The 19436-nt window shown below is 71.3% G+C and carries 21 protein-coding genes; 11 read left to right on the plus strand and 10 right to left on the minus strand.

What is annotated here, in order from left to right:
• Positions 1-35 precede the first annotated feature (35 nt).
• Positions 36-365 (plus strand): hypothetical protein, encoded by a 330-nt coding sequence (locus tag V6V89_RS31460; RefSeq protein WP_334623161.1) that lies wholly within the window; start codon positions 36-38, stop codon positions 363-365.
• On the opposite strand, the gene V6V89_RS31465 is transcribed toward V6V89_RS31460, so the two are convergent.
• Positions 352-1104: an IclR family transcriptional regulator gene (locus V6V89_RS31465; RefSeq protein ID WP_334623162.1), complete on the minus strand. Its 753-nt coding sequence runs from the start codon at positions 1102-1104 to the stop codon at positions 352-354. The genes V6V89_RS31460 and V6V89_RS31465 overlap by 14 nt on opposite strands.
• A gap of 79 nt (positions 1105-1183) precedes the next feature.
• On the opposite strand from V6V89_RS31465, the gene V6V89_RS31470 reads away from it, so the two are divergent.
• The gene (locus tag V6V89_RS31470; RefSeq protein WP_334623163.1) at positions 1184-1975 is read left to right on the plus strand and encodes a PrsW family intramembrane metalloprotease; all 792 of its coding nucleotides are present in this window, start codon (positions 1184-1186) and stop codon (positions 1973-1975) included.
• 43 nt (positions 1976-2018) lie between these two features.
• Here V6V89_RS31470 and V6V89_RS31475 read toward each other — a convergent pair whose 3' ends face one another.
• The gene (locus tag V6V89_RS31475; protein WP_334623164.1) at positions 2019-3785 is read right to left on the minus strand and encodes a cellulase family glycosylhydrolase; all 1767 of its coding nucleotides are present in this window, start codon (positions 3783-3785) and stop codon (positions 2019-2021) included.
• A 65-nt stretch (positions 3786-3850) separates the two neighbouring features.
• Between V6V89_RS31475 and V6V89_RS31480 the strand changes: the two genes are divergently transcribed.
• Genes V6V89_RS31480 through V6V89_RS31490 form a run of 3 tightly spaced genes read left to right on the plus strand, consistent with a single transcriptional unit; the run spans position 3851 to position 7089 of the window.
• A complete protein-coding gene (locus V6V89_RS31480; protein ID WP_334623187.1) occupies positions 3851-5074 on the plus strand; it encodes an MFS transporter in 1224 nt (407 codons plus the stop codon).
• A gap of 10 nt (positions 5075-5084) precedes the next feature.
• On the plus strand, positions 5085-6134 hold the full coding sequence (locus tag V6V89_RS31485) for a WD40/YVTN/BNR-like repeat-containing protein (RefSeq protein WP_334623165.1): 1050 nt from the start codon (positions 5085-5087) through the stop codon (positions 6132-6134).
• A gap of 52 nt (positions 6135-6186) precedes the next feature.
• On the plus strand, positions 6187-7089 hold the full coding sequence (locus V6V89_RS31490; RefSeq protein ID WP_334623166.1) for a phosphatase PAP2 family protein: 903 nt from the start codon (positions 6187-6189) through the stop codon (positions 7087-7089).
• 9 nt (positions 7090-7098) lie between these two features.
• Here the strand turns inward: V6V89_RS31490 and V6V89_RS31495 are convergent, their stop codons facing one another.
• From V6V89_RS31495 to V6V89_RS31505, 3 genes are read right to left on the minus strand one after another with little or no spacing between them, the layout of a single operon-like run.
• On the minus strand, positions 7099-7680 hold the full coding sequence (locus V6V89_RS31495; protein ID WP_334623167.1) for a thioredoxin family protein: 582 nt from the start codon (positions 7678-7680) through the stop codon (positions 7099-7101).
• 15 nt (positions 7681-7695) lie between these two features.
• Complete coding sequence (locus tag V6V89_RS31500; RefSeq protein WP_334623168.1) at positions 7696-8373, minus strand: response regulator transcription factor; 678 nt, start codon at positions 8371-8373, stop codon at positions 7696-7698.
• Complete coding sequence (locus V6V89_RS31505) at positions 8370-9716, minus strand: sensor histidine kinase (RefSeq protein WP_334623169.1); 1347 nt, start codon at positions 9714-9716, stop codon at positions 8370-8372. The genes V6V89_RS31500 and V6V89_RS31505 overlap by 4 nt, the downstream gene beginning before the upstream one ends.
• 135 nt (positions 9717-9851) lie before the next feature.
• On the opposite strand from V6V89_RS31505, the gene V6V89_RS31510 reads away from it, so the two are divergent.
• From V6V89_RS31510 to V6V89_RS31520, 3 genes are read left to right on the plus strand one after another with little or no spacing between them, the layout of a single operon-like run.
• A complete protein-coding gene (locus V6V89_RS31510) occupies positions 9852-11993 on the plus strand; it encodes an MMPL family transporter (protein ID WP_334623170.1) in 2142 nt (713 codons plus the stop codon).
• Positions 11990-12244, plus strand: a complete 255-nt coding sequence (locus V6V89_RS31515; RefSeq protein ID WP_334623172.1) for a hypothetical protein — start codon at positions 11990-11992, stop codon at positions 12242-12244. The genes V6V89_RS31510 and V6V89_RS31515 overlap by 4 nt, the downstream gene beginning before the upstream one ends.
• A complete protein-coding gene (locus tag V6V89_RS31520) occupies positions 12241-12564 on the plus strand; it encodes a hypothetical protein (RefSeq protein ID WP_334623188.1) in 324 nt (107 codons plus the stop codon). The genes V6V89_RS31515 and V6V89_RS31520 overlap by 4 nt, the downstream gene beginning before the upstream one ends.
• Before the next feature lie 180 nt (positions 12565-12744).
• On the opposite strand, the gene V6V89_RS31525 is transcribed toward V6V89_RS31520, so the two are convergent.
• The 4 genes from V6V89_RS31525 to V6V89_RS31540 form a co-directional block, all read right to left on the minus strand.
• The gene (locus tag V6V89_RS31525; protein ID WP_334623174.1) at positions 12745-13815 is read right to left on the minus strand and encodes an ATP-dependent DNA ligase; all 1071 of its coding nucleotides are present in this window, start codon (positions 13813-13815) and stop codon (positions 12745-12747) included.
• Positions 13816-13914: 99 nt separating this feature from the next.
• Entirely contained in the window at positions 13915-14664 is a 750-nt protein-coding gene (locus V6V89_RS31530; RefSeq protein WP_334623176.1) for a succinate dehydrogenase/fumarate reductase iron-sulfur subunit, read from the minus strand.
• Positions 14661-16595, minus strand: coding sequence for a fumarate reductase/succinate dehydrogenase flavoprotein subunit (locus V6V89_RS31535; RefSeq protein WP_334623178.1), 1935 nt, complete (start codon positions 16593-16595; stop codon positions 14661-14663). The genes V6V89_RS31530 and V6V89_RS31535 overlap by 4 nt, the downstream gene beginning before the upstream one ends.
• Positions 16596-17273, minus strand: coding sequence for a succinate dehydrogenase cytochrome b subunit (locus V6V89_RS31540; RefSeq protein ID WP_334623180.1), 678 nt, complete (start codon positions 17271-17273; stop codon positions 16596-16598).
• A gap of 77 nt (positions 17274-17350) precedes the next feature.
• Here V6V89_RS31540 and V6V89_RS31545 point away from each other — a divergent pair, with 77 nt between their 5' ends.
• Together V6V89_RS31545 and V6V89_RS31550 are read left to right on the plus strand one after the other, a co-directional pair.
• Positions 17351-18259 (plus strand): LysR family transcriptional regulator, encoded by a 909-nt coding sequence (locus V6V89_RS31545; protein WP_442935256.1) that lies wholly within the window; start codon positions 17351-17353, stop codon positions 18257-18259.
• A 48-nt stretch (positions 18260-18307) separates the two neighbouring features.
• The gene (locus V6V89_RS31550) at positions 18308-18661 is read left to right on the plus strand and encodes a YybH family protein (RefSeq protein ID WP_334623181.1); all 354 of its coding nucleotides are present in this window, start codon (positions 18308-18310) and stop codon (positions 18659-18661) included.
• Positions 18662-18671: 10 nt separating this feature from the next.
• Here V6V89_RS31550 and V6V89_RS31555 read toward each other — a convergent pair whose 3' ends face one another.
• The gene (locus tag V6V89_RS31555; RefSeq protein WP_334623182.1) at positions 18672-18893 is read right to left on the minus strand and encodes a hypothetical protein; all 222 of its coding nucleotides are present in this window, start codon (positions 18891-18893) and stop codon (positions 18672-18674) included.
• Positions 18894-18955: 62 nt separating this feature from the next.
• Between V6V89_RS31555 and V6V89_RS31560 the strand changes: the two genes are divergently transcribed.
• Positions 18956-19330, plus strand: coding sequence for a hypothetical protein (locus V6V89_RS31560; protein WP_334623183.1), 375 nt, complete (start codon positions 18956-18958; stop codon positions 19328-19330).
• The last annotated feature ends 106 nt before the right edge of the window (positions 19331-19436 follow it).

The raw sequence follows: 19436 nt of genomic DNA on the forward strand, positions 1-19436 counted from the left end.
CGTCGTCCGGCAACGTCACGCAGACGCCCCGGATCGTGCTGTCCGCCGACCCACCTCGCGCCGAGTCGGCGGAGCACTTCGCGGTGTTGCGCCGGGTCGTCCGGGCCGAGCACCGCGCAGTCATCCTCATCAGCCACCGGCTCGCCGAGATAACAGCCGCCACCGACCGAGTCACCGCGCTGCGCGGCGGCCGGGTCGTCCACACCGGACAGGCGGCGCGGGACCGCGCCGCCCGAACTGGCGCGGTGGATGGTGGGCCGCGAGGCCGCGCTCACCACCGAGGCCGCGCCTACCTGCTCGCGCTGCTCGCGATGCTGTCGTTTAGCACCAGCTCGCGTGCCCCGCGAGCCCTCAGAACGGGCTGAGGGAGCCCAGGCGGCGCGAGAGTTCGCCGGCGGTCTCGACGAGTGACTTCGCCATCGTCGAGTCCACATCGGGCGGCACGCTCACCGCCGTGCCCACGATGGCCATGGCCGCGATGATCGTCGCACCCTCGAAGACCGGTGCCGCGATGGTACGGACCCCGCTCGGCGCGAGGGAGTCCACCGCCACGCCCCGCTCGCGGATAGCGGCCAGCTCGCCGGCCAGCTCGGGCGACTGGTGCAGCAGCTTCGGCAGGCCGGGCACCTGGTCGGGCGGGAGGAACGCGCAGAACACCCGGCCCTGCGCCGAGCCGGTCACCTCCAGGCGGGCGCCGGCGCGCACGCTGATCCGCACGGAGTGGTCGGTGTTGTCGGCCGACCGCACGACCGTCGGCGCCTCGCCGTCCCACACGCTCAGCACCACGGTCTCGTCGACCTGCTTGACGAGCTTCTCCAGGTGCGGCTCGGCCACGGTCACGATCGGCAGCCCGGCGCGCGCCGACGCGGCGAGGGTGAGCACCTGCGGCCCGAGGGAGTACAGCGCAGTCTGCTCGTCGTAGCGGAGCAGGTTCGCGGCGCGCAGCGCCTTCGTGTAGCGGTGCGCGGTCGCCTTGCTCGCGCCGAGCCGGATGGTGATCTCTTTGAGGCTCAGGTACGGCTGGCTGACCGTGAACGCGCACAGGATGAGGGCCGCCCGCTGCACCGTCTGGATCGTCGGTGCGGCGTCCCCCTCGGTCGTCATCGGCGCATTATGACATGGGATTTCGCTATATGGGACGCGTTCAGCACCACGGCCCACCCGCCTGTCGTACAGTGCCGGCATGGCGCGTGTGTGGCGGCGGTGGGCGTGGATCGCCGTACTGGTGATCGGCCTGGCCCTGTATCTTCTCGTGCTCCGCACGATGGTCGAGACCAAGAACCCCAACTTCGTCCCGGCGACGATCCTGCTCGGCGCGGCCGTCGTGCCGGCGACGTTCCTGACGTTCGTGCAGGGCCGGTCCGGGCGGTGGCAGGTGCCGGCGGTGGTGCTCGCGGCGGCGGCGTTCCTCGGCGGCGTGCTCGGCGTGGTCGTGGCCGGGCAGCTGGAGTACGACGCGTTGCGCGACCTGGGCGGCCTGCCGATGGTGTTCGTGGCGATCATCGAGGAGAGCGCCAAGCTGATCGTCCCGGCGATCATCCTCGCGCTGCTGTGGCGGCGCCGCCGCGACCCCAGCGACGGGCTCGTGATCGGTGTCGCGAGCGGCATGGGGTTCGCGGCGCTGGAGACGATGGGGTACGCGTTCACCGCGCTGCTCGCCTCGAACGGCAGCATCGGCGCCGTGGAGGAGACGCTCTTCGTCCGCGGGCTGCTCGCGCCCGCCGGGCACACCGCGTGGACCGGCCTGACCTGCGGCGCGCTGTTCGCGCTCGCGGCGCACCCCACGGGCAAGCGGGTGCTGATCTTCGTGGGTACGTTCGCCGGGGCCGTCGCGCTGCACGCGCTGTGGGACAGCCTGGGGTCCGTGATCGCGTACGTCGTGCTGGGCGTGGTGAGCATCGGCTGGCTGTTGCTGGAGATGCGCCGCTACCGCACCCTCTCCGCGCACCAGGGCGCCGTTCCCCGGCCCGCCTGACGTAGCGGGGCGCCGTCCCACGGTGGCGGCGCCCCGCAAACACCTACGACGGGAAGTGCTGAGCCCGCCAGGCGGCCAGCTCACTGCGTGCCGCCGCCAGCTGTGCCGCTGTCACGGTGCCGCCCGCGGCGTTGACCACCAGCGCCACGTGCACACCGCTGCCGGCGTCGACAAGCAGCCGCCTGGCGGTCGCCGACCCCTCCTCCAGCGCCGTCGACACCGCGCCGCTGGCGGGTACACCGAAGACCGCGCCGACGTCGCTGACGACCGCGGTGCTGCCCGGCGCGAACGAGCCCGGCAGGTGCAGTTCGGTGGTGCCGGTGGTGCCCCGCCAGACCAGCACGCCGTACTGCCGGCCGCTGGCGAGGGCCCGGACGGTCGGCAGGCTCGCCGGTACCGTCAGCCAGGCCTGCTGCGTGCCCGCGCCGGCGTACCCGGAGCGCGCCAGGTCCTCGTACGCGAACGCGAGCGTCGTGCCGGAGACCGCGCTGGGGTAGAGCCGGTCGAGTACCCGCCGGTCGAGGCGCGGCACCACGGCGCCGGACGAGTTGACGGCGACCACCGAGTGGTCCTCGTCGTTCCAGCCATCACCGGGCTCCTCGTGTTGTCCACTGTAGATATCCCAGTGCCACATCGTGTTGGACAGCACGGTGCCACCCGACGCCGGGCTGCCCCACCAGCTCGCCCCGCGGATGCCGGCGTCCATGCCCTGGTACATCGAGCGCACCATCCACGGTGTCCGGTCACTGTGGAGTGAGTTGCCGAACTCGGAGACGAATGGCGCCGTGGCGAGATACTTGGCCCGGTCACGGATGCGGCTCATCGCGGACGCGTACGTGCCGTCACCGGCGGCGGTGGGGTCCAGCGTGATGCGGGCGCCGTCGTAGTAGTGGCTGTTGAACACGTACCGCGTGCCGAGCGGCGAGATGGTGGACAGGCCACCCTGCTCGAAGAAGGCGGTGTTCCAGAAGACGAGCGGCTCGACGTACGCCGGCTTGGTGGCCCACCCCGACTCGTCCATCTTGGCGCGGATCTTCTGGTAGAACGGCATCAGGTAGCGAGCTTCCCACTCGACACCTGAGCGACCGTCCAGCCCGCCGTCGAACGGTTCGTTGAACGGGTCGAGGCCCACGATCTTGTCGAACGCGGCGGCGGGCAGTCGCTGCCGCAGGTACCGCATCGCCGCGCCCGCCTGGGTGAGGTACGCGTCCTGCACGCCGTACCTGTTGCGCCAGAAGTCGTAGACGGCCTCCCGGACGGCGCCGTTGTTCTGCATGTTCTGCCCCCACAGGAAGCAGATGCCGCACGACTCGTCGGGATAGTCGCCCAGGTCGATGACCCACTTGGGTGCGCCGTCGCCGTCGTACCAGCTGTCCTCGTCGAACAGGTGCGCCGAGTACAGGTCCTGGTGGTAGTCGACGAGCACGTGGATGCCCCGGTCGGTGAACTCGCGCATCTGCTCGATCGCGCGGTCCAGGTAGCCGTAGTCGATGGTATTCCGCGCGGGCTGCACGCCCTCCCAACTGATGAGGAACCGGATGGCGTTGGCGCCGGTGAGGTCGCGCATGGCCTGCGCCGACTTGGCGGCGTCCGCGCGGCTCTTGAACGGCAGCAGGCCGTTCTCGGCGAGCTTGGCGCTGCCCGCGACGTTGAAGCCGCGCAGCACGATCTCGCGACCGCTGTCGTCGCGGAAGACGGCGCCGTAGGCGCCCTGCGAGGTGGGCAGAGGAGCCGCCGACGCCGCCGGCACCGCGCCACCCGCACTGACCGCGAGCAGCGCGGCCACACAGAATATGAATGTTCTTCGCATCACCACCATGTGAGGATGTTAACGGTGATCGATGGCGCGGACAATGATCCAATGTCGGTGTGGTGATGGAGTCCCAGTCGCTGTGGAGGAACCGGGACTTCACCATCTTCTGGTTCGCGCAGACGCTGTCCGTGGCGGGCGACTCGTTCTCATATGTGGCTTTGCCGCTGCTCCTGCTGCACGCCACCGGCTCGGTCGCGCAGATGGGGCTGCTCACCGGCGTCGCCGCGGCCGGGTCGATCATCGCGGGGATCTTCGCGGGCGTCGTCGCCGACCGGGTACGCCGCCGCACCCTGCTGATCGTCTGCGACGTCGCCCGCTTCGTCCTCTATGCATCGATACCGGTCGTCTGGTGGTTTTCGCCGCAGATCTGGCTGCTGTACGTCGTCGTGCCGCTCGCCGCCGCGTTCGCGATGGTGTTCCGGGTCGGCTACGTGGCCGCCGTGCCGTACCTTGTCGGCGCCGACCGGATCACCGAGGCCAACGGTCGCCTCTCTGGCACGTACGCCACCGCGTGGGTCGGCGGGCCCATGCTCGCCGGGATCATCTCCGGCGTCTTCGGGCCGACCGCCGCCGTCGCGATCGACGCCGGCACGTTCGCGGTCTCCGCGATCGGGCTGTGCTTCATCCGCCCCCGCGCCCGCCCATCCGAAGCGCCCAGCCGGGTGTCGGCGCGTGACTTCTTCGTCGGTGCCCAGTTTCTGTGGAAGCACCCGGTGCTGCGGTCGCTGACCGTGCTGCTGGCATTCCTGGCGTTCCTGACCACCGGGCTGACCGACATCTACGTCTTCTACGTCGGCCACCAGCTGAACCAGCCCGACCGCACCGTCGGGTACGTGCTCGCCGCCGGCGCCGTCGGCACGATCATCGCGGCGGTCCTCGTGTCGTGCGCCCGCCGTGCGCTCGGTTTCGGCGCCTGCTGGATCGGCTCGTACGCCGTGAGCGGCTTCGCGATCGCCTGCATCGGCCTGTCCACGTCGGTGCCCGTGATCGCTGGCCTGGTGACGGTGGTGGTGTTCGGCACCAGCATGGCCGGGATCTGCTCGCTGTCGCTGCGGCAGGAGGTCACGCCAGAGCACCTGCTGGGTCGGGTCACATCCGCGTTCTGGACGATCCACATGTCACTCGGCCCGATCGGCGCGGCGGTGCTGACGGTGGGCGTTGCCCAGTACGGGGTACGGGCGCTGCTGCTCGCGGCGGGCTCGATATGCGTGCTGATCGCGGTGGCGGCATCCCTGACCCCGATCCGCCAGGCCCGTCCCGAGGCGGCGCCCGCGATGGGGGACTAGCCTGCTGGCTATGAGACTGCGGACACTGTCGATACTTGTCCCCGCACTTCTCCTGCTCGCCGGCTTCACGCACGGAAGATCACCCACCTGGGAGCTCTCCCACACGGGCGTCACCGCGCGGCTGCGCGGCCTGTCCGTCGTCAGCGCCAACGTCGCGTGGGCCAGCGGCAGCGCCGGCACCGTGCTGCGCACCGTCGACAGTGGACGGACATGGCAGCAGGTCGGCCCGCCCGATACCGCTGACCTGCAATTCCGTGACATCGAGGCGTTCAGCGCCGACCGCGCGGTGGCGCTGTCGATCGGCGAAGGCGAGGCGTCGCGCATCTACGCGACCGCCGACGGCGGCCGCACCTGGACCGAGACGTTCCGCAACGACGAACCGCGCGCCTTCTACGACTGCATCGCGTTCTTCGACCACAGGCGAGGACTCGCGCTCTCGGACCCCGTCGACGGGCGCTTCCGCATCGCGGCCACCGCTGACGGCGGGCGTTCGTGGCGCGTCCTTTCCGGGTACGCCATGCCGGCCGCGCTGGAGGGTGAGTTCGCGTTCGCGGCCAGCGGTACCTGCCTCGTGACCGCCGACCGCGGCAGGCCGTGGGCGTGGTTCGCGACCGGCGGCGGCGCCACGGCACGGGTCTTCCGCACCCACGACTTCGGCCGCACCTGGCGCGTCGTCGACAGCCCGGTGCCGAGCGGCCCGAGCGCCGGCATCTACTCGCTCGCCTTCCGGGACGCCCGGCAGGGCCTCGCGGTGGGCGGCGACTTCGCGGCACCGACGGTCGCACCCGACGCCGCGGCCGCGACCCGCGACGGCGGCCGCAGCTGGACCACCGCCGCGGTCGTGCCGGGGGCGTACCGCTCGGGCGTCACCTGGCTGCCCCGCACCAAGCGGGCGGCGATCGCGGTGGGCCCGACCGGCAGCGACCTGACCCGCGACGGCGGGCGCACCTGGACCCGCTTCGACACCGGCAGCTTCGACGCCGTCGACTGCGCCGGCGACGGCACCTGCTGGGCCTCGGGCGAACAGGGCCGGCTCGCCCGCCTCCGCTCTTCTTCGTGATCAGGGCGTCGCTAGGTTGTAAGGTCGGCGGCTTGGGGGAATAAGGAGTGCCGTGACCGCAGTTGAGCAGGCCCGCGCCCGGGTGGGCACGATCGCGCTTCCGGCCGCCTGGCTTCTGGTGGTAGGCGCCGTCCAAGGGGCGGCTCTCCTCCTGTTGTGGCGGTTCTTCGTGCGCACCGAGCGCGGCCAGCTCCTAGACACCATCGCGCTGGCCGGCAACCGCATCGGCCAGGACGAGGTCGACGGCCTCGCCAACACCGTCCTCAACGCCGTCTCGGTGGCGTCCCTCGCGGTGGCCACCGTGGTGATCGCGGTCATCGCGCTCGCCCGCGGCCGGGTGCTGCTGACGCTGGTGGTGACCCTCTTCGTCGTGGCCGCCAACCTGACCAGCCAGATCTTCAAGTGGGGCCTCTACCGGCCGGACTTCGGCGTCGACCCCGAACGCGCCAGCGCCGGCAACAGCTTCCCCAGTGGCCACGCCACGGTCGCGATGTCGGTGGCGATCGCGCTGGTGCTCGTGCTGCCGCCGCGGGCGCGCGGGATCGGCGCCGTGATCGGCGCGGTCTACGCCGGCGTGGCCGGCGTCGCGACCATGTCGCTCGGCTGGCACCGGCCGAGCGACGTCGTGGGCTCGGTGCTGATCGCCGGCGCGTGGGCCTCGGTGGCGGGCCTTCTTCTGGTACTGGCACAGGGTCGCGACGTGGCGGTGCGCTCCGGTGACGCGCGGCCGTTCGCAGTGGCGCTGCTGGCACTGGCTGGCGTGTTGCTGCTGGTCGCGGCGGCCGCCGCCTTCCGCATCACCGACGCCGTCGCGTCCACACCCATCGACGAACTGGGGCGAAGCCGGCTCTTAACCGCGTACGCGGGCGCGGCAGCCGGCATCGCCGGCGCGACGGCGGTGGTGATGGCGCTCGTCCTCTCCACCGCCCAGCGCGTCGTGCCCTGGCGGGCTTGACCCGCCGGCTCAGCCCAGAAACGTCACGGGCTCGGGCTCGTTGCCCTCGCGCCACTTGATGCCGCAGCCCATGCTCGGCACGTGCGGCTCGGGCACCGCCTCGCCGCGCAGCACCCGGTCGACCGCGTCGCGCAGCAGCTCACCCGTCACCGGCAGGTCGTTGCGCGGCCGGCTCTCGTCGAACGCGCCCCGATACACCAGCCGGCGCTGCCCGTCGTACAGGAAGAAGTCCGGCGTGCACGCCGCCGCGTACGCCTTGGCGACCTCCTGCGAGGCGTCCACCAGGTACGGGAACGTGAAACCAGCCCGCTCGACCTGGGCGGCCAGCCCTGGTACATCGTCGTCGGGATAGTTGACGACGTCGTTGCTCGAGATGGCGACGGTGGCGAGCCCCTTGCCGGCGTACTCGGAGGTGAACGCGCCCAGCGCGGACTCGACGTGCCGCACGTACGGGCAGTGGTTGCTGAGGAACACGACCAGCAGCGCGGGCGCCGAGATGTCGGTCAGCTTCACTTCGGGACCGGCGAGCGAGGGCAGCGCGAAGTCCGGCGCGGGCGTGCCGAGGGGTACGAGGTGCGACGAAACGGCCATGCCGGCGAGAGTACGTCAGGCGCCGGGCCGCACCACGCCCGTCTCGTACGCCAGGATGACCGCCTGTATCCGGTCGCGCAGGTCGAGCTTGGCGAGGATGCGCTTGACGTGCGTCTTCACGGTCGACTCCTCGACCACGAGGGTGGCGGCGATCTCGGCGTTCGACAGGCCGCGCGCGACCAGTTCGAGCACGTCGCGCTCGCGCGGGGTGAGCCCGCCCAGCCGCCGCGAGTCGGGCGGTGCCAGGGGCGGCTGGCGCGCCATCCGGTCGATGACGGTGCGGGTCACCGAGGGCGACAGCAGCGCCTCGCCACCGGCGATCGTGTGGATCGCGGCGATGAGCTGCTCGGGGCGGGTGCGCTTGAGCAGAAACCCGGACGCGCCCGCCGCCAGCGCCCCGAACACGTAGTCGTCGTCCTCGAACGTCGTCAGGATCAGGATCCGGGCGCCCGGCGCGGCGGCGGCGACCTCGCGGGTGGCGGCGATGCCGTCCATGCGGGGCATCCGCACGTCCATGAGCACGACGTCGGGGCACAGCACGCGGGCCTGGTCGATCGCGGCGCGGCCGTCGCCGGCCTCGCCGACGACGCGGACTGTCTCGTCGCTGGAGAGCACGGCGCTGAGCCCGGCGCGCATGAGGTCGTCGTCGTCCACGACCAGCACCCGGACGAGCGGGCCGTCGGGCGGCGTCACGCTGCCTCACCCCGTGCTGAGGCAGTGTCACTGCCAGTCTCGGCGCGGTCTGTTCCGCCGCCAGTGCCGCTCTCCGGGCCGTTCTCCGCAGCGCCCGAAGGGCCACTCGGTGGGGCATTCTTCGCGGCGCTGCCGGGGGAGCGGCCGACGGGCAGGCTCACGTGCAGCCGGAACACGCCGTGCTCGACCGCCGTCGACAGGGTGCCGCCCAGCAGGGTTGCCCGTTCGCGCATGCCGACGACGCCGTGACCGCCGCCGGCCGTCGCGGCGGCGGGTGCCACCTCGCCGGGCGAGGCCCGCGCTGAGCCAGCACGGCCCGCCACCACCGGGTTGGTCACGGTGATCTCGACGGCGCCGGCCGCGTACCGCGCCGCCACCGACGCCGCGCCTCGCCCATGCCGCGCCGCGTTGGTCAGGGCCTCCTGGAGGATCCGATAGGCCGCCCACGCCACGCTGCGCGGCACCAGCTCACCCGGCACCGCCAGGTGGGCGTCGACCTCCAGGCCGCTCTGGCGGTGTTGCCGGACCAGGTCTTCGAGGGCGGACGCGTCGGGCGGTGGCGCGGGCGGCGCGCCAGTGTCCTCACGCAGCGCCCGCACCAGCTTGTCGATCTCGCCGATGGTGTCGAGGGCGACCTCTTCGATCGTGGCGATCGCGCGCAGCGAACTCGCCGGGTCGCGCTCATAGAGCAGGCGCGCGGCACCGGCCTGCACCAGGATCACGTTGATCGCGTGGCCGGCGGAGTCGTGCAGCTCGCGAGCGATGCGGGTGCGCTCCTCGGCGGCCGCCAGGCGGCGTTCGCGCTCGGCCTCGCGCTCGGCGCGCTGCGCCCGCTCCTCCAGGCCGGCTATCCGTTCGCGGCGCAGCCGGGTGCGGTCGCCGGCCAGCCCGAGGGCGGCGGAGGCGGCGAGCAGCCCCACCAACTCGGGCACGAGGATCGCGCCGACATCTTCGCCGCGGGCCGCGTAAGCGGCGGCCACCACGGGCGCGAACGCGACGGTGGCCAGCACCGCGAGGCGCCGCCGCGCTGGTCGAGGGTCGCCACCGCAGGTCAGACCGATCGTGTACACGGCGACGGCCGGGCCGAGCGGCAGGTCGAACGCGTAGCCCAAGCGATACAGGAGGGCGCTGGCCGCGATCGTGACCGCGCCGACGGTCAGCGGGGCGACGCGGCGGGCGGCCAGCGGCAGGGCACTCACCGCGGCGAGCAGCACGCCAAGCGCGTCGAGGTGCCGCACCCGCGCGTCCGGCGTGCCGAACCCGTCTGCCGCGAGCACACCCACCGACAGCGCGAACGCCACCAGGCCGAGGCCGGCGTCGATAATGGCGTTCCTGCGGCTCACGGCCCGAGCGTAATGCGTGCCGGCGTCCGGCGAGTCGCCCCGCGGGAGCATGTCCGCGTACCACCGTGGGGTGACCGCAGGTTCCCCCCACGGCGCGATGTGGCACGGCACGCCGCATACCTAGCGTCACTACACATGGCCGCCGTGACCTCCGCCCCGCCCACTAGATCGCCGAATGGCTCCCGGTTCGTCCGCATCGCCGGGTGGTCCTACCGCCGTCGCTGGTGGGCCCTGTTGCTCTGGGTGCTGGTCCTGGTCGGCGTGACCGCCGCGTCGCAGGCCGTCGGCAGCGACTACCACAACGACTTCTCGCTGCCCGGCACCGAGTCCCAGCGCGCGATCGACACGTTGCGGCAGCACGCCCCCGCGCAGGCCGGTGACACCGTGCAGGTCGTCGTCGAGGCCGGCGGCGGGGTGCGGTCCGCGCAGCCGCGCGTCGAGCGGATGCTCGGCGAGGTGCGCCAGCTGCCGCACGTGGTCGACGTGCGCGACCCGTTCGGCACGGAGGGCGCGATCTCGCGCGACGGCACGATCGCTTACGCCACGGTGACGCTCGACGGCCGCGCGGAAGACGTCCCCGCCGACGACGTGCGGCGGATCATCGACACCGCGCAGGCCGCCGAGGGCGACGGCCTGCGCGTCGAGTTGGGCGGCGACGCAGTGCGCGGGGCCGAGGAGTCCGAGGGCGGCGCCGCCGAGGGCGTGGGCCTACTCGCGGCGCTGGTCATCCTGATCCTGCTCTTCGGATCCCTGGTCGCCGCCACCCTCCCCATCCTCATCGCGATCTTCGGGGTGGGCTCGGCCGTCGGGTTGGTCGTGCTCGCGTCGCACGTCACCACGGTCGCCGACTTCACGTCCGCGCTCATGATCCTGGTCGGCCTCGGCGTGGGCATCGACTACGCGCTGCTGGTCTTCTCGCGGTTCCGGTCCGAGCTGCGTGACGGCGCCGACCGCGAGCAGGCCGTCCGGACCGCGCTCGACACGGCGGGGCGCACCGTCTTCTTCGCCGGTTGCACGGTGATCATCGCGCTGCTCGGTCTGGTCGTCCTGGGTCTGGGTTCGTTGCAGGGCGTGGCCGTCGCGGTCGCGCTGACCGTACTCGCGACGATGGTCGCGTCCCTGACGCTGTTGCCGGCGCTGCTCGCGATCGTCGGCGGGCGGGTCGAGCGGCGGGTGCGGCGTAAGGCCGGACGAGCGGAAGGCACGTCGTGGCGTCGCTGGACGGTGGCTGTGCAGCGCCGGCCGTGGCCCGCACTGCTGCTGCCGGTCGTCGCGCTGCTGCTGGTCGCGGCGCCCGCGCTGAGCATGCGGCTCGGCTTCGCCGACGCCGGCAATGACGCGCCGGGCAAGACCAGCCGCCAGGCCTACGACCTGCTGGCACGGGGCTTCGGGCCAGGCTTCAACGGCCCGCTGGTGGTCGTCGTCCGCGGCGACGCCGGGCCCGTCCAGTCGGCCATTTCGAGTACCCCTGGCGTGGCGGCCGTCCTGCCGCCGACCCCCGCCGGCGACGGGGTCTCGACGGTGATCGTGTTTCCGGAGTCCAAGCCGCAAGACGAGGCGACGAGCGACCTGGTGCACCGGCTGCGCGACGACGTGCTGCCCCGCCTCGCCCAGCAGACCGGCGCGGAGTACCTCGTCGGTGGCAGCACCGCCGCCGCCGAAGACTTCGCCGAGGCGGTCGCGAGCCGGCTGCCGCTGTTCGTCCTGGTGGTCGTGGGCCTGTCCGCCCTGCTGCTGATGGTCGTGTTCCGGTCGCTGCTGGTGCCGCTGAAGGCCGCCTTGCTCAACCTGCTCAGCGTCGCCGCGTCGCTCGGCGTGATCACGTACGTCTTCCAGGAGGGCGCGTTCGGCGTGCAGCCGGGGCCGATCGAGGCATTCGTGCCCGTGATGATCTTCGCGATCGTGTTCGGGTTGTCGATGGACTACGAGGTGTTCCTGCTGTCCCGGATGCACGAGGAGTGGGAAGGAGCCGGCGACGCGGCACGGGCGATCCGCGAAGGCATGGCCACCACGGGCAGGGTGGTGACCGCCGCGGGCGCCATCATGGTCGTGGTGTTCGGGTCGTTCCTGCTCAGCCCCGACCGGATGCTCCAGCAGTTCGGGTTGGGCCTGGCGGTGGCGATCCTGCTCGACGCGCTCGTCATCCGCTGCCTGATAGTGCCCGCCGTGATGCAGCTGCTCGGCGCCCGGGCCTGGTGGCTGCCCCACTCGATCGCCCGATGGCTGCCACGGGTGGCGATCGAGCGTCCAAACCGTCCGACCATAATGGACCGATGAACACGTGGGAGTACGCGCTTCTCGTCCGGCGACGCGAGGCTTCGGGGCAGAACTGGCGGATCAGCTTCTACTGGTACTCGCCGGACGGCGACCGGCAGGACGTCACCCAGTTCGGCGACACGGCCATCGCGCAGCTCAACCTCGCCGGCAAGAAGGGTTGGGAGCTCGTTTCGTCCGAGGAGGACATCAACAACCTTCAAGGCAGCACCGAAGTCCATCGCTACTATCTCAAGCGGCCAAGCGCCACCTGACCGATAATGGACGCGTGGTCAGGTGGGAGTACGCGTTGCTGGTGAGGCGCCGCCAGGCGCGGGCTAACGAGCCGGGGTGGGAGGTCACCTTCAGCTGGTATGGGCCGGATGGCTCCATCCAGGACATCTCGGGGTTCGGCGACACCGCGCTGACCCACCTGAACACGGCCGGCAACCAGGGCTGGGAGCTGGTCGCGGTCTCCGAAGACATGCACCAAAGTGGCGCCGCCGAGCTGCACCGGTATCACATGAAGCGCCTGATCCCGGCGGCCGCCCCCCGCCAGCGCGTCCGCAGCACCGGCGTCTACCGCCGCCGCTAAAGGCGCCCTACGCCCCGCGCGCGCCGTGCGCCCTACGCCCCGCGCGCGCCGTGCGCCCTACGCCCCGCGCGCGCCGCGCACAGCTCACGTCGATCAAGGGCAAACGCACGTGGTTCGATCTCTTTTCCACGTGCGTTTGCCCTTGATCGATGCGAATGTCCTTGATCGGTGGGTGCCGCGTCAGCCCGGGCTCAAGACCTCGGCGAGGTCGAACTTCACCGGCTCTTCCAACTGGTCGTACGTGCACGACTCCGGGGTCCGATCCGGCCGCCACCGCACGAACTGCGCCGTGTGCCGGAAACGCACCCCCTCCATGTGGTCGTACCGCACCTCCACCACCCGCTCCGGGCGCAGCGGCGTGAACGACAGATCCTTGCCGGCCGCCCACCGGCTGCCCTCGGCGTTGCGGGGCGTGCGGGTGCCCTCCTCCTGCCGGGCCCACGCCCACGGATGCTCGTCGAACGTGGTGACCAGGGGCTGCAACTCGGCGAAGAGCGACTGGCGGGTAGCCATCGGAAACGCTCCGATCACCCCGACGCTCGCCAACTCCCCGGCCGCGTTGTGGAGACCGAGCAGCAGGGACCCGATTCGGTCCGGCCCGCTCTTGTGCACTCGGTACCCCGCCACGACACAGTCGGCGGTGCGCTCGTGCTTGACCTTGAACATAACCCGCTTGTCCGGCTCGTACACCCCGTCGAGCGGCTTGGCGACCAGCCCGTCCAGCCCCGCACCCTCGAACTGGTGGAACCACCGCTCCGCCACCGAGCGGTCCGTCGTCACCGGAGTCAGATGGATCGGCGGCGCGACCCGGGCGAGCGCCTCCTCCAGCGCCGCCCGCCGCTGCGCGAACGGTCGCCCGGTCCAGTCGGTGTCACCCAGTGCGAGCAGGTCGAACGCCACGAACCGCGCCGGCGTCTTCTCCGACAGCAGCCTGACCCGGCTCGCCGCGGGATGGATGCGCTGCTGGAGCATCTCGAAGTCGAGCCGATCACCCGAGGGACCGATCAGGATGATCTCCCCGTCGATCACGCAGCGGTCGGGCAGACTAGCGAGGACGGCGTCGACGACCTCGGGGAAGTACCGGGTCATGGGCCGCTCGTTGCGGCTCCCGATCTCCACCTCGCCGCCGTCGCGAAACATGATCGACCGGAACCCGTCCCACTTGGGCTCGAAGCTCATCGCACCGTGCGGGATGTCCTTGACGGCCTTGGCCAGCATCGGCGGCACCGGCGGCATGATCGGCAGCTCCACGCCGCCATTGTGCCGTCCCCAGGGCGTCCCAGTCTGGCCCTTTCCCCGCCGATCAAGGCCAAATCCCGACGAAGTCCGCCGTGATCAGGCCGGGGCGGGTTAGCGCGCGGGGCGGGCGGTGGCCTTCAGGTGGTCGCGGTTCAGGCGGCCGATCACCTCGAGCGGGATGCCCTTCGGGCACGCCGGGGTGCACTCGCCGGCGTTGGTGCAGCCGCCGAAGCCGGCCTCGTCCTGGGCGGCCACCATGTCGAGCACACGGTCGCGGCGTTCCGGCTGGCCCTGAGGAAGCAGGCCGAGGTGCGCGACCTTGGCCGCGGTGAAGAGCATCGCGGAACCGTTCGGGCACGCGGCGACGCACGCGCCGCAGCCGATGCAGGTCGCCGCCTCGAACGCGGCGTCCGCGTCGGCCTTCGGCACCGGTACCGCGTGGGCGTCCGGGGCGCTGCCGGTGGGCGCACTGACGTACCCGCCGGCCTGGATGATCCGGTCGAACGCGGAACGGTCGACGACCAGGTCCTTCACTACCGGGAACGCTCGCGCGCGCCACGGCTCGACATCGATCGTGTCGCCATCCTTGAACTGGCGCATGTGGAGCTGGCACGTCGTGGTGGCCCGTTCGGGGCCGTGGGCCACGCCGTTGATCATCAGGCCGCACATGCCACAGATGCCCTCGCGACAGTCGTGGTCGAACGCGACCGGCTCCTCGCCGTCCAGGGTGAGCCGCTCGTTGAGCACGTCGAGCATCTCGAGGAAGGACATGTTCGGCGACACGTCGGTGACCCGGTACGTGACCATCCGGCCCCTGTCTTCGGGACCGGGCTGCCGCCAGATGCGCAGGGTCAGGTTCACTTGTAACTCCGCTGGCTCGGCTGGACGTACTCGAAGGTCAGGTCCTCCTTGTGGAGGACGGGCGGCGCGCTCGCGCCGGCCCACTCCCAGGCCGCGACGTACGTGAAGTGCTCGTCGTCGCGGCGTGCCTCGCCGTCCTCGGTCTGGCTCTCGGCGCGGAAGTGGCCGCCGCACGACTCGGTGCGGTGCAGTGCGTCGACGCACATCAGCTCGGCGAGCTCGAAGAAGTCGGCGACCCTGCCGGCCTTCTCCAGAGCCTGGTTCAGTGTGGCCGCGGAGCCCGGGACGCGCACCCGCTGCCAGTACTCGTCGCGCAGTGCTCGGATCAAATCGATGGCTTTGCGCAGGCCTTCCTCAGTGCGCTCCATGCCGCAGTAGTCCCACATGATCCGACCCAGCTCGCGGTGGAACGAGTCGACCGTGCGGTCGCCGTCGACGGCCAGCAGGCGGGTGAGGCGGTCCTCGACGGCTGTGCGGGCCTCGACCGCGTCCGGGTGGCCGGCGTCCACCTGCGGGAACGGGCCCGCCGCCAGGTAGTCGTTGATGGTGTTGGGGAGCACGAAGTACCCGTCGGCGAGTCCCTGCATCAGCGCGGACGCACCCAGCCGGTTGGCGCCATGGTCGGAGAAGTTCGCCTCGCCGATCACGAACAACCCGGGGATCGTGGCCTGGAGGTCGTAGTCGACCCAGAGCCCGCCCATCGTGTAGTGCACGGCCGGGTAGATGCGCATCGGCACCTCGTACGGGTCCTCGCCGGTGATGCGCTCGTACATCTCGAAGAGGTTGCCGTACTTGGCTTCCACCGCGTCCCGACCGAGCCGACCGATCGCGTCGGCGAAGTCGAGATACACGCCGAGGCCGCCCGGGCCGACGCCGCGCCCCTCGTCGCAGACGTTCTTGGTGGCGCGCGACGCGATGTCACGAGGCACCAGGTTGCCGAACGACGGATAGATGCGCTCCAGGTAGTAGTCGCGCTCGGCCTCCGGGATGTCGCCCGGCGCACGCGGGTCGCCGGCCTCGAGTGGTACCCAGACACGGCCGTCGTTGCGCAGCGACTCGCTCATCAGGGTGAGCTTCGACTGGTGCTCGCCGGACTGCGGGATACACGTCGGGTGGATCTGCGTGTAGCAGGGATTCGCGAAGAGCGCGCCCTTGCGATGCGCCCGCCAGCTCGCGGTGACGTTGCAGCCCTTGGCGTTGGTGGAGAGGAAGAAGACGTTGCCGTAGCCACCGGTGGCCAGTACCACCGCGTCCGCGAAGTCGGTACGGATCTCGCCGGTCACGAGGTCGCGCACGACGATCCCGCGCGCTCGCCCGTCGACGACGATGAGCTCCAGCATCTCGTGCCGGGTGTAGGTCTCGACGGTGCCGGCGGCCACCTGCCGTTCGAGCGCCTGGTACGCGCCGAGCAGCAGCTGCTGGCCCGTCTGACCGCGCGCGTAGAACGTGCGGGACACCTGGGCGCCGCCGAACGACCGGTTGTCGAGCAGCCCGCCGTACTCCCGCGCGAACGGCACACCCTGCGCCACGCATTGGTCGATGATCTCGACCGATACCTGTGCCAGACGGTACACATTGGACTCGCGGGACCGGAAGTCGCCGCCCTTCACCGTGTCGTAGAAGAGCCGGTGGATGGAGTCGCCGTCGTTGCGGTAGTTCTTGGCCGCGTTGATGCCACCCTGCGCCGCGATCGAGTGTGCCCTACGTGGACTGTCCTGATAGCAGTATGACTTCACCCGGTAACCGGCCTCGCCGAGCGTCGCGGCAGCCGATCCGCCGGCGAGCCCGGTGCCCACGACGATGACGGTGAGCTTGCGGCGGTTGGCGGGGTTGACCAGCTTGGCGCCGAATCGACGACGGTCCCAGCGGGTCTCGATCGGTCCGTCCGGCGACTTGGTGTCCGCGATCGGTTCGCCGTCCACATAGTACATTCAGTTCACCAGCCCTAGGGTGACGGCCAGGGGTACCGAGAGAAAGCCGGCGCAGAGCGCGACGGCGAAGCCGAGCGACGCGGCCCGTGCCCGGCGCTCGCCGGTGGTGGTGCGCTGGCCGAGCGTGCGCAGCGCGCTGAAGAGGCCGTGGCGCAGGTGGAAGCCCAGCGAGACCACAGCGAGTACGTAGAAAAGCGTTACGTACCATCGTTCCGGCGCGAAGTCGGCCAGCACGTTCCCGTACGGGTGCTCGCGGTCGCCGACCGGATTGAGGTGGCCGGTCGTGAGGTCGAGGATGTGGTACACGACGAAGAGCGCGATGATCACGCCGCCCCAGCGCATGGTCCGCGCGGCGTAGCTGCCCTGCACGGGGCGGCGGTGCGCGTAGCGCACCGGACGGGCCCTGCGGGCCCGCATCGCGAGCACGGTCGCCGCCCAGATGTGCGCGACAACGCATGCGGTCAGCACCAGGCGCTGGATCCATAGGTACCAGGACTCCGGCAGCACGGGCGTGCCGATGGTGCGCAGCCAGTGGGCGTAGTGATCGAACGATTCCGCGCCCACGAAGACCTTGAGATTGCCGAGCATGTGCGCGACGAGGAAGAGCACCAGGACGATGCCCGTCACCGCCATGACCGCCTTCTTACCGACGGTGGAGCGGGTCGCTAGGAGGACCATGCGGGTGACGCTAGGTGCGATGCGACGATTCGTCCAATGCATGGCGGTGCTGCTCACAATAGACCTAAGCTATCGGTGTGCAGATCCAGCACCTCAGGTACTTCGTGACCGTGGCAAATCTCGGGCATTTCACTCGGGCGGCCGAAAGCCTGGGCGTGACCCAGCCCACCCTCAGTAAGCAGATTCACAGCCTGGAAGCCGACATCGGCGCCCCGCTGCTCGACCGGGCGCGCGGTGGCGCGACGCTCACCCCGGCAGGCGCTGTGCTGCTGCCGATCGCCCGCCGCATCCTCGCCGACGTCGAAACCGCGCGGCGTGAGGTGCAAGACCTGGTCGGCCTGCGGCGCGGGCGCCTGCGCCTCGGCGCCACGCCGAGCGTCGCCACCTCACTGGTACCCCAGGTGCTGCGACGGTTCCGCGCGGCGTACCCAGCGATCGACCTGCACGTCGAGGAGAGCGGCTCGCAGGACTTGGTCGGCCACCTCACCGGCGGAGAGCTCGACCTCGCGCTGATCATCCTCCCCGAGCAGGGCACTGACCCCGCATTGAGCGCCGAGCCGATTCTGCGCGAGAGCCTGGTCGTAGCCTCCTCGGAGCCCCTGCCGGCCGGCTCGGTGCGCATCGGCGACCTGCGCGAGCAACCGCTGGTGATGTTCCGGACCGGCTACGACCTGCGCGACGCCACCCTGGAGGCCTGCCGCCGCGAAGGTTTCGTGCCGCCGTTCGCCGTCGAAGGCGGCGAGATGGACACCGTGCTCGGCCTGGTCGAGGCGGGCCTCGGCGTCGCCCTCGTGCCGAGCATGGTGATCGCCAACCGCCCCGGGCTCCGGGCCACCCCGCTCGCTCCGCCCGGCATCCGGCGCACTATCGCGCTGGCACACCGCCGCGAGTCGTCCCTGACCCACGCCGCGTCGGCGCTGCGCGACACCGTCCGGCACCACCTCCGCGAGGCGACCCTGCCGCCCGGCGTATCTCTGGCAGTCTGACGGTCATACGCCCGCGTGAGCGCAAGACGAGCGCCGGATTGGAGGGGCATGGACGTCACATCGTGGGTGGCGGGTTATGAGCGGGCCTGGCGCACGCCGGGCACCGACGTGCTCGCCGAGCTCTTCACGCCCGACGCGACCTACCTCCAGGGGCCCTACCACGAACCGATCGTCGGGCTGTCAGCCATCTCGGCGATGTGGGAAGAGGAGCGCGACGGACCCGACGAGGTGTTCGCGATGACCAGCTCGGTCGTCGTGTCCGACGGCGAGACCGCCGTGGTCCGGGTCGAGGTGAGATACGGCGACCCGGTCGAAGAGGTATGGCGTGACCTGTGGATCGTCCAGTTCGCTCCCGATGGCCGCTGCCGGCACTTCGAGGAGTGGCCGATAGCGCCGCGCTAGGGCACAGGCCCTAGCTGCGGTTGCGCGGATGGTTGCGGGCGGTGCGCTCGTTGCCGCGCCGGTAGTTGCCCGTCCAGCGGGCCATGACCTCCTGGGGGTCGCCGCTGTCGACCTCGGCGAGGAACTGTGCCGCCCGGCCGCCGCGCAGCGTGGTCGCCGGACGACCCCGGTGCGTGATCACCACGTCACCGTCGGCGCGCGTGTCGTAGTCGAATCCCTCGGGCGATGGCATCGCTGGATGCTCGCACATCTTTCGCACAGCCGCTTCCCAGTTTTGCTGGCTACGGTCGCTGCATGGACGAGGTACGGGCACGGCGAGTGGTCGACGCGCTCCGCGCGCGGGGCGTGCCGGCGCACCTGGAACGGGCCGGCGTGGCGCAGTACGGCGTGCGGGTCATGCTCACCGACGGGCGCCAGGCAATCTGGGACACCGACGGCACGGCCGGGCTCGAAGCCCAGGTCATGCGCGACGGCGTCCTCGTGGGATTCGTGCCGATGATCGAAAACTCCGAGCACTTCACCGAGCAGCAGGTGGTCGACGCGATCGCGCGCACCGACTACGACCAGCCCGTCGGCCGGCAGCGCACCGCGGCACCGCCGCCCGCGCCCTCGCTGCCGCCGGAGGGCGGCTTCTTCCGCCGCTTCCGCGAGGGCTTCCGCGACACCTGACCCCCGCCGACCCCAACACCCCACGCGGCCCGGCTCCCCCCGCCCCCGCTCTGCGGCCGAGCTCCCGCTCCGCGCCGCGCCCCCGCCGCGCCGCGCCCCCGCCGCG

The sequence above is a fragment of the Micromonospora sp. CPCC 206061 genome, from assembly GCF_036906915.1.
Lineage (GTDB): Bacteria > Actinomycetota > Actinomycetes > Mycobacteriales > Micromonosporaceae > Phytohabitans.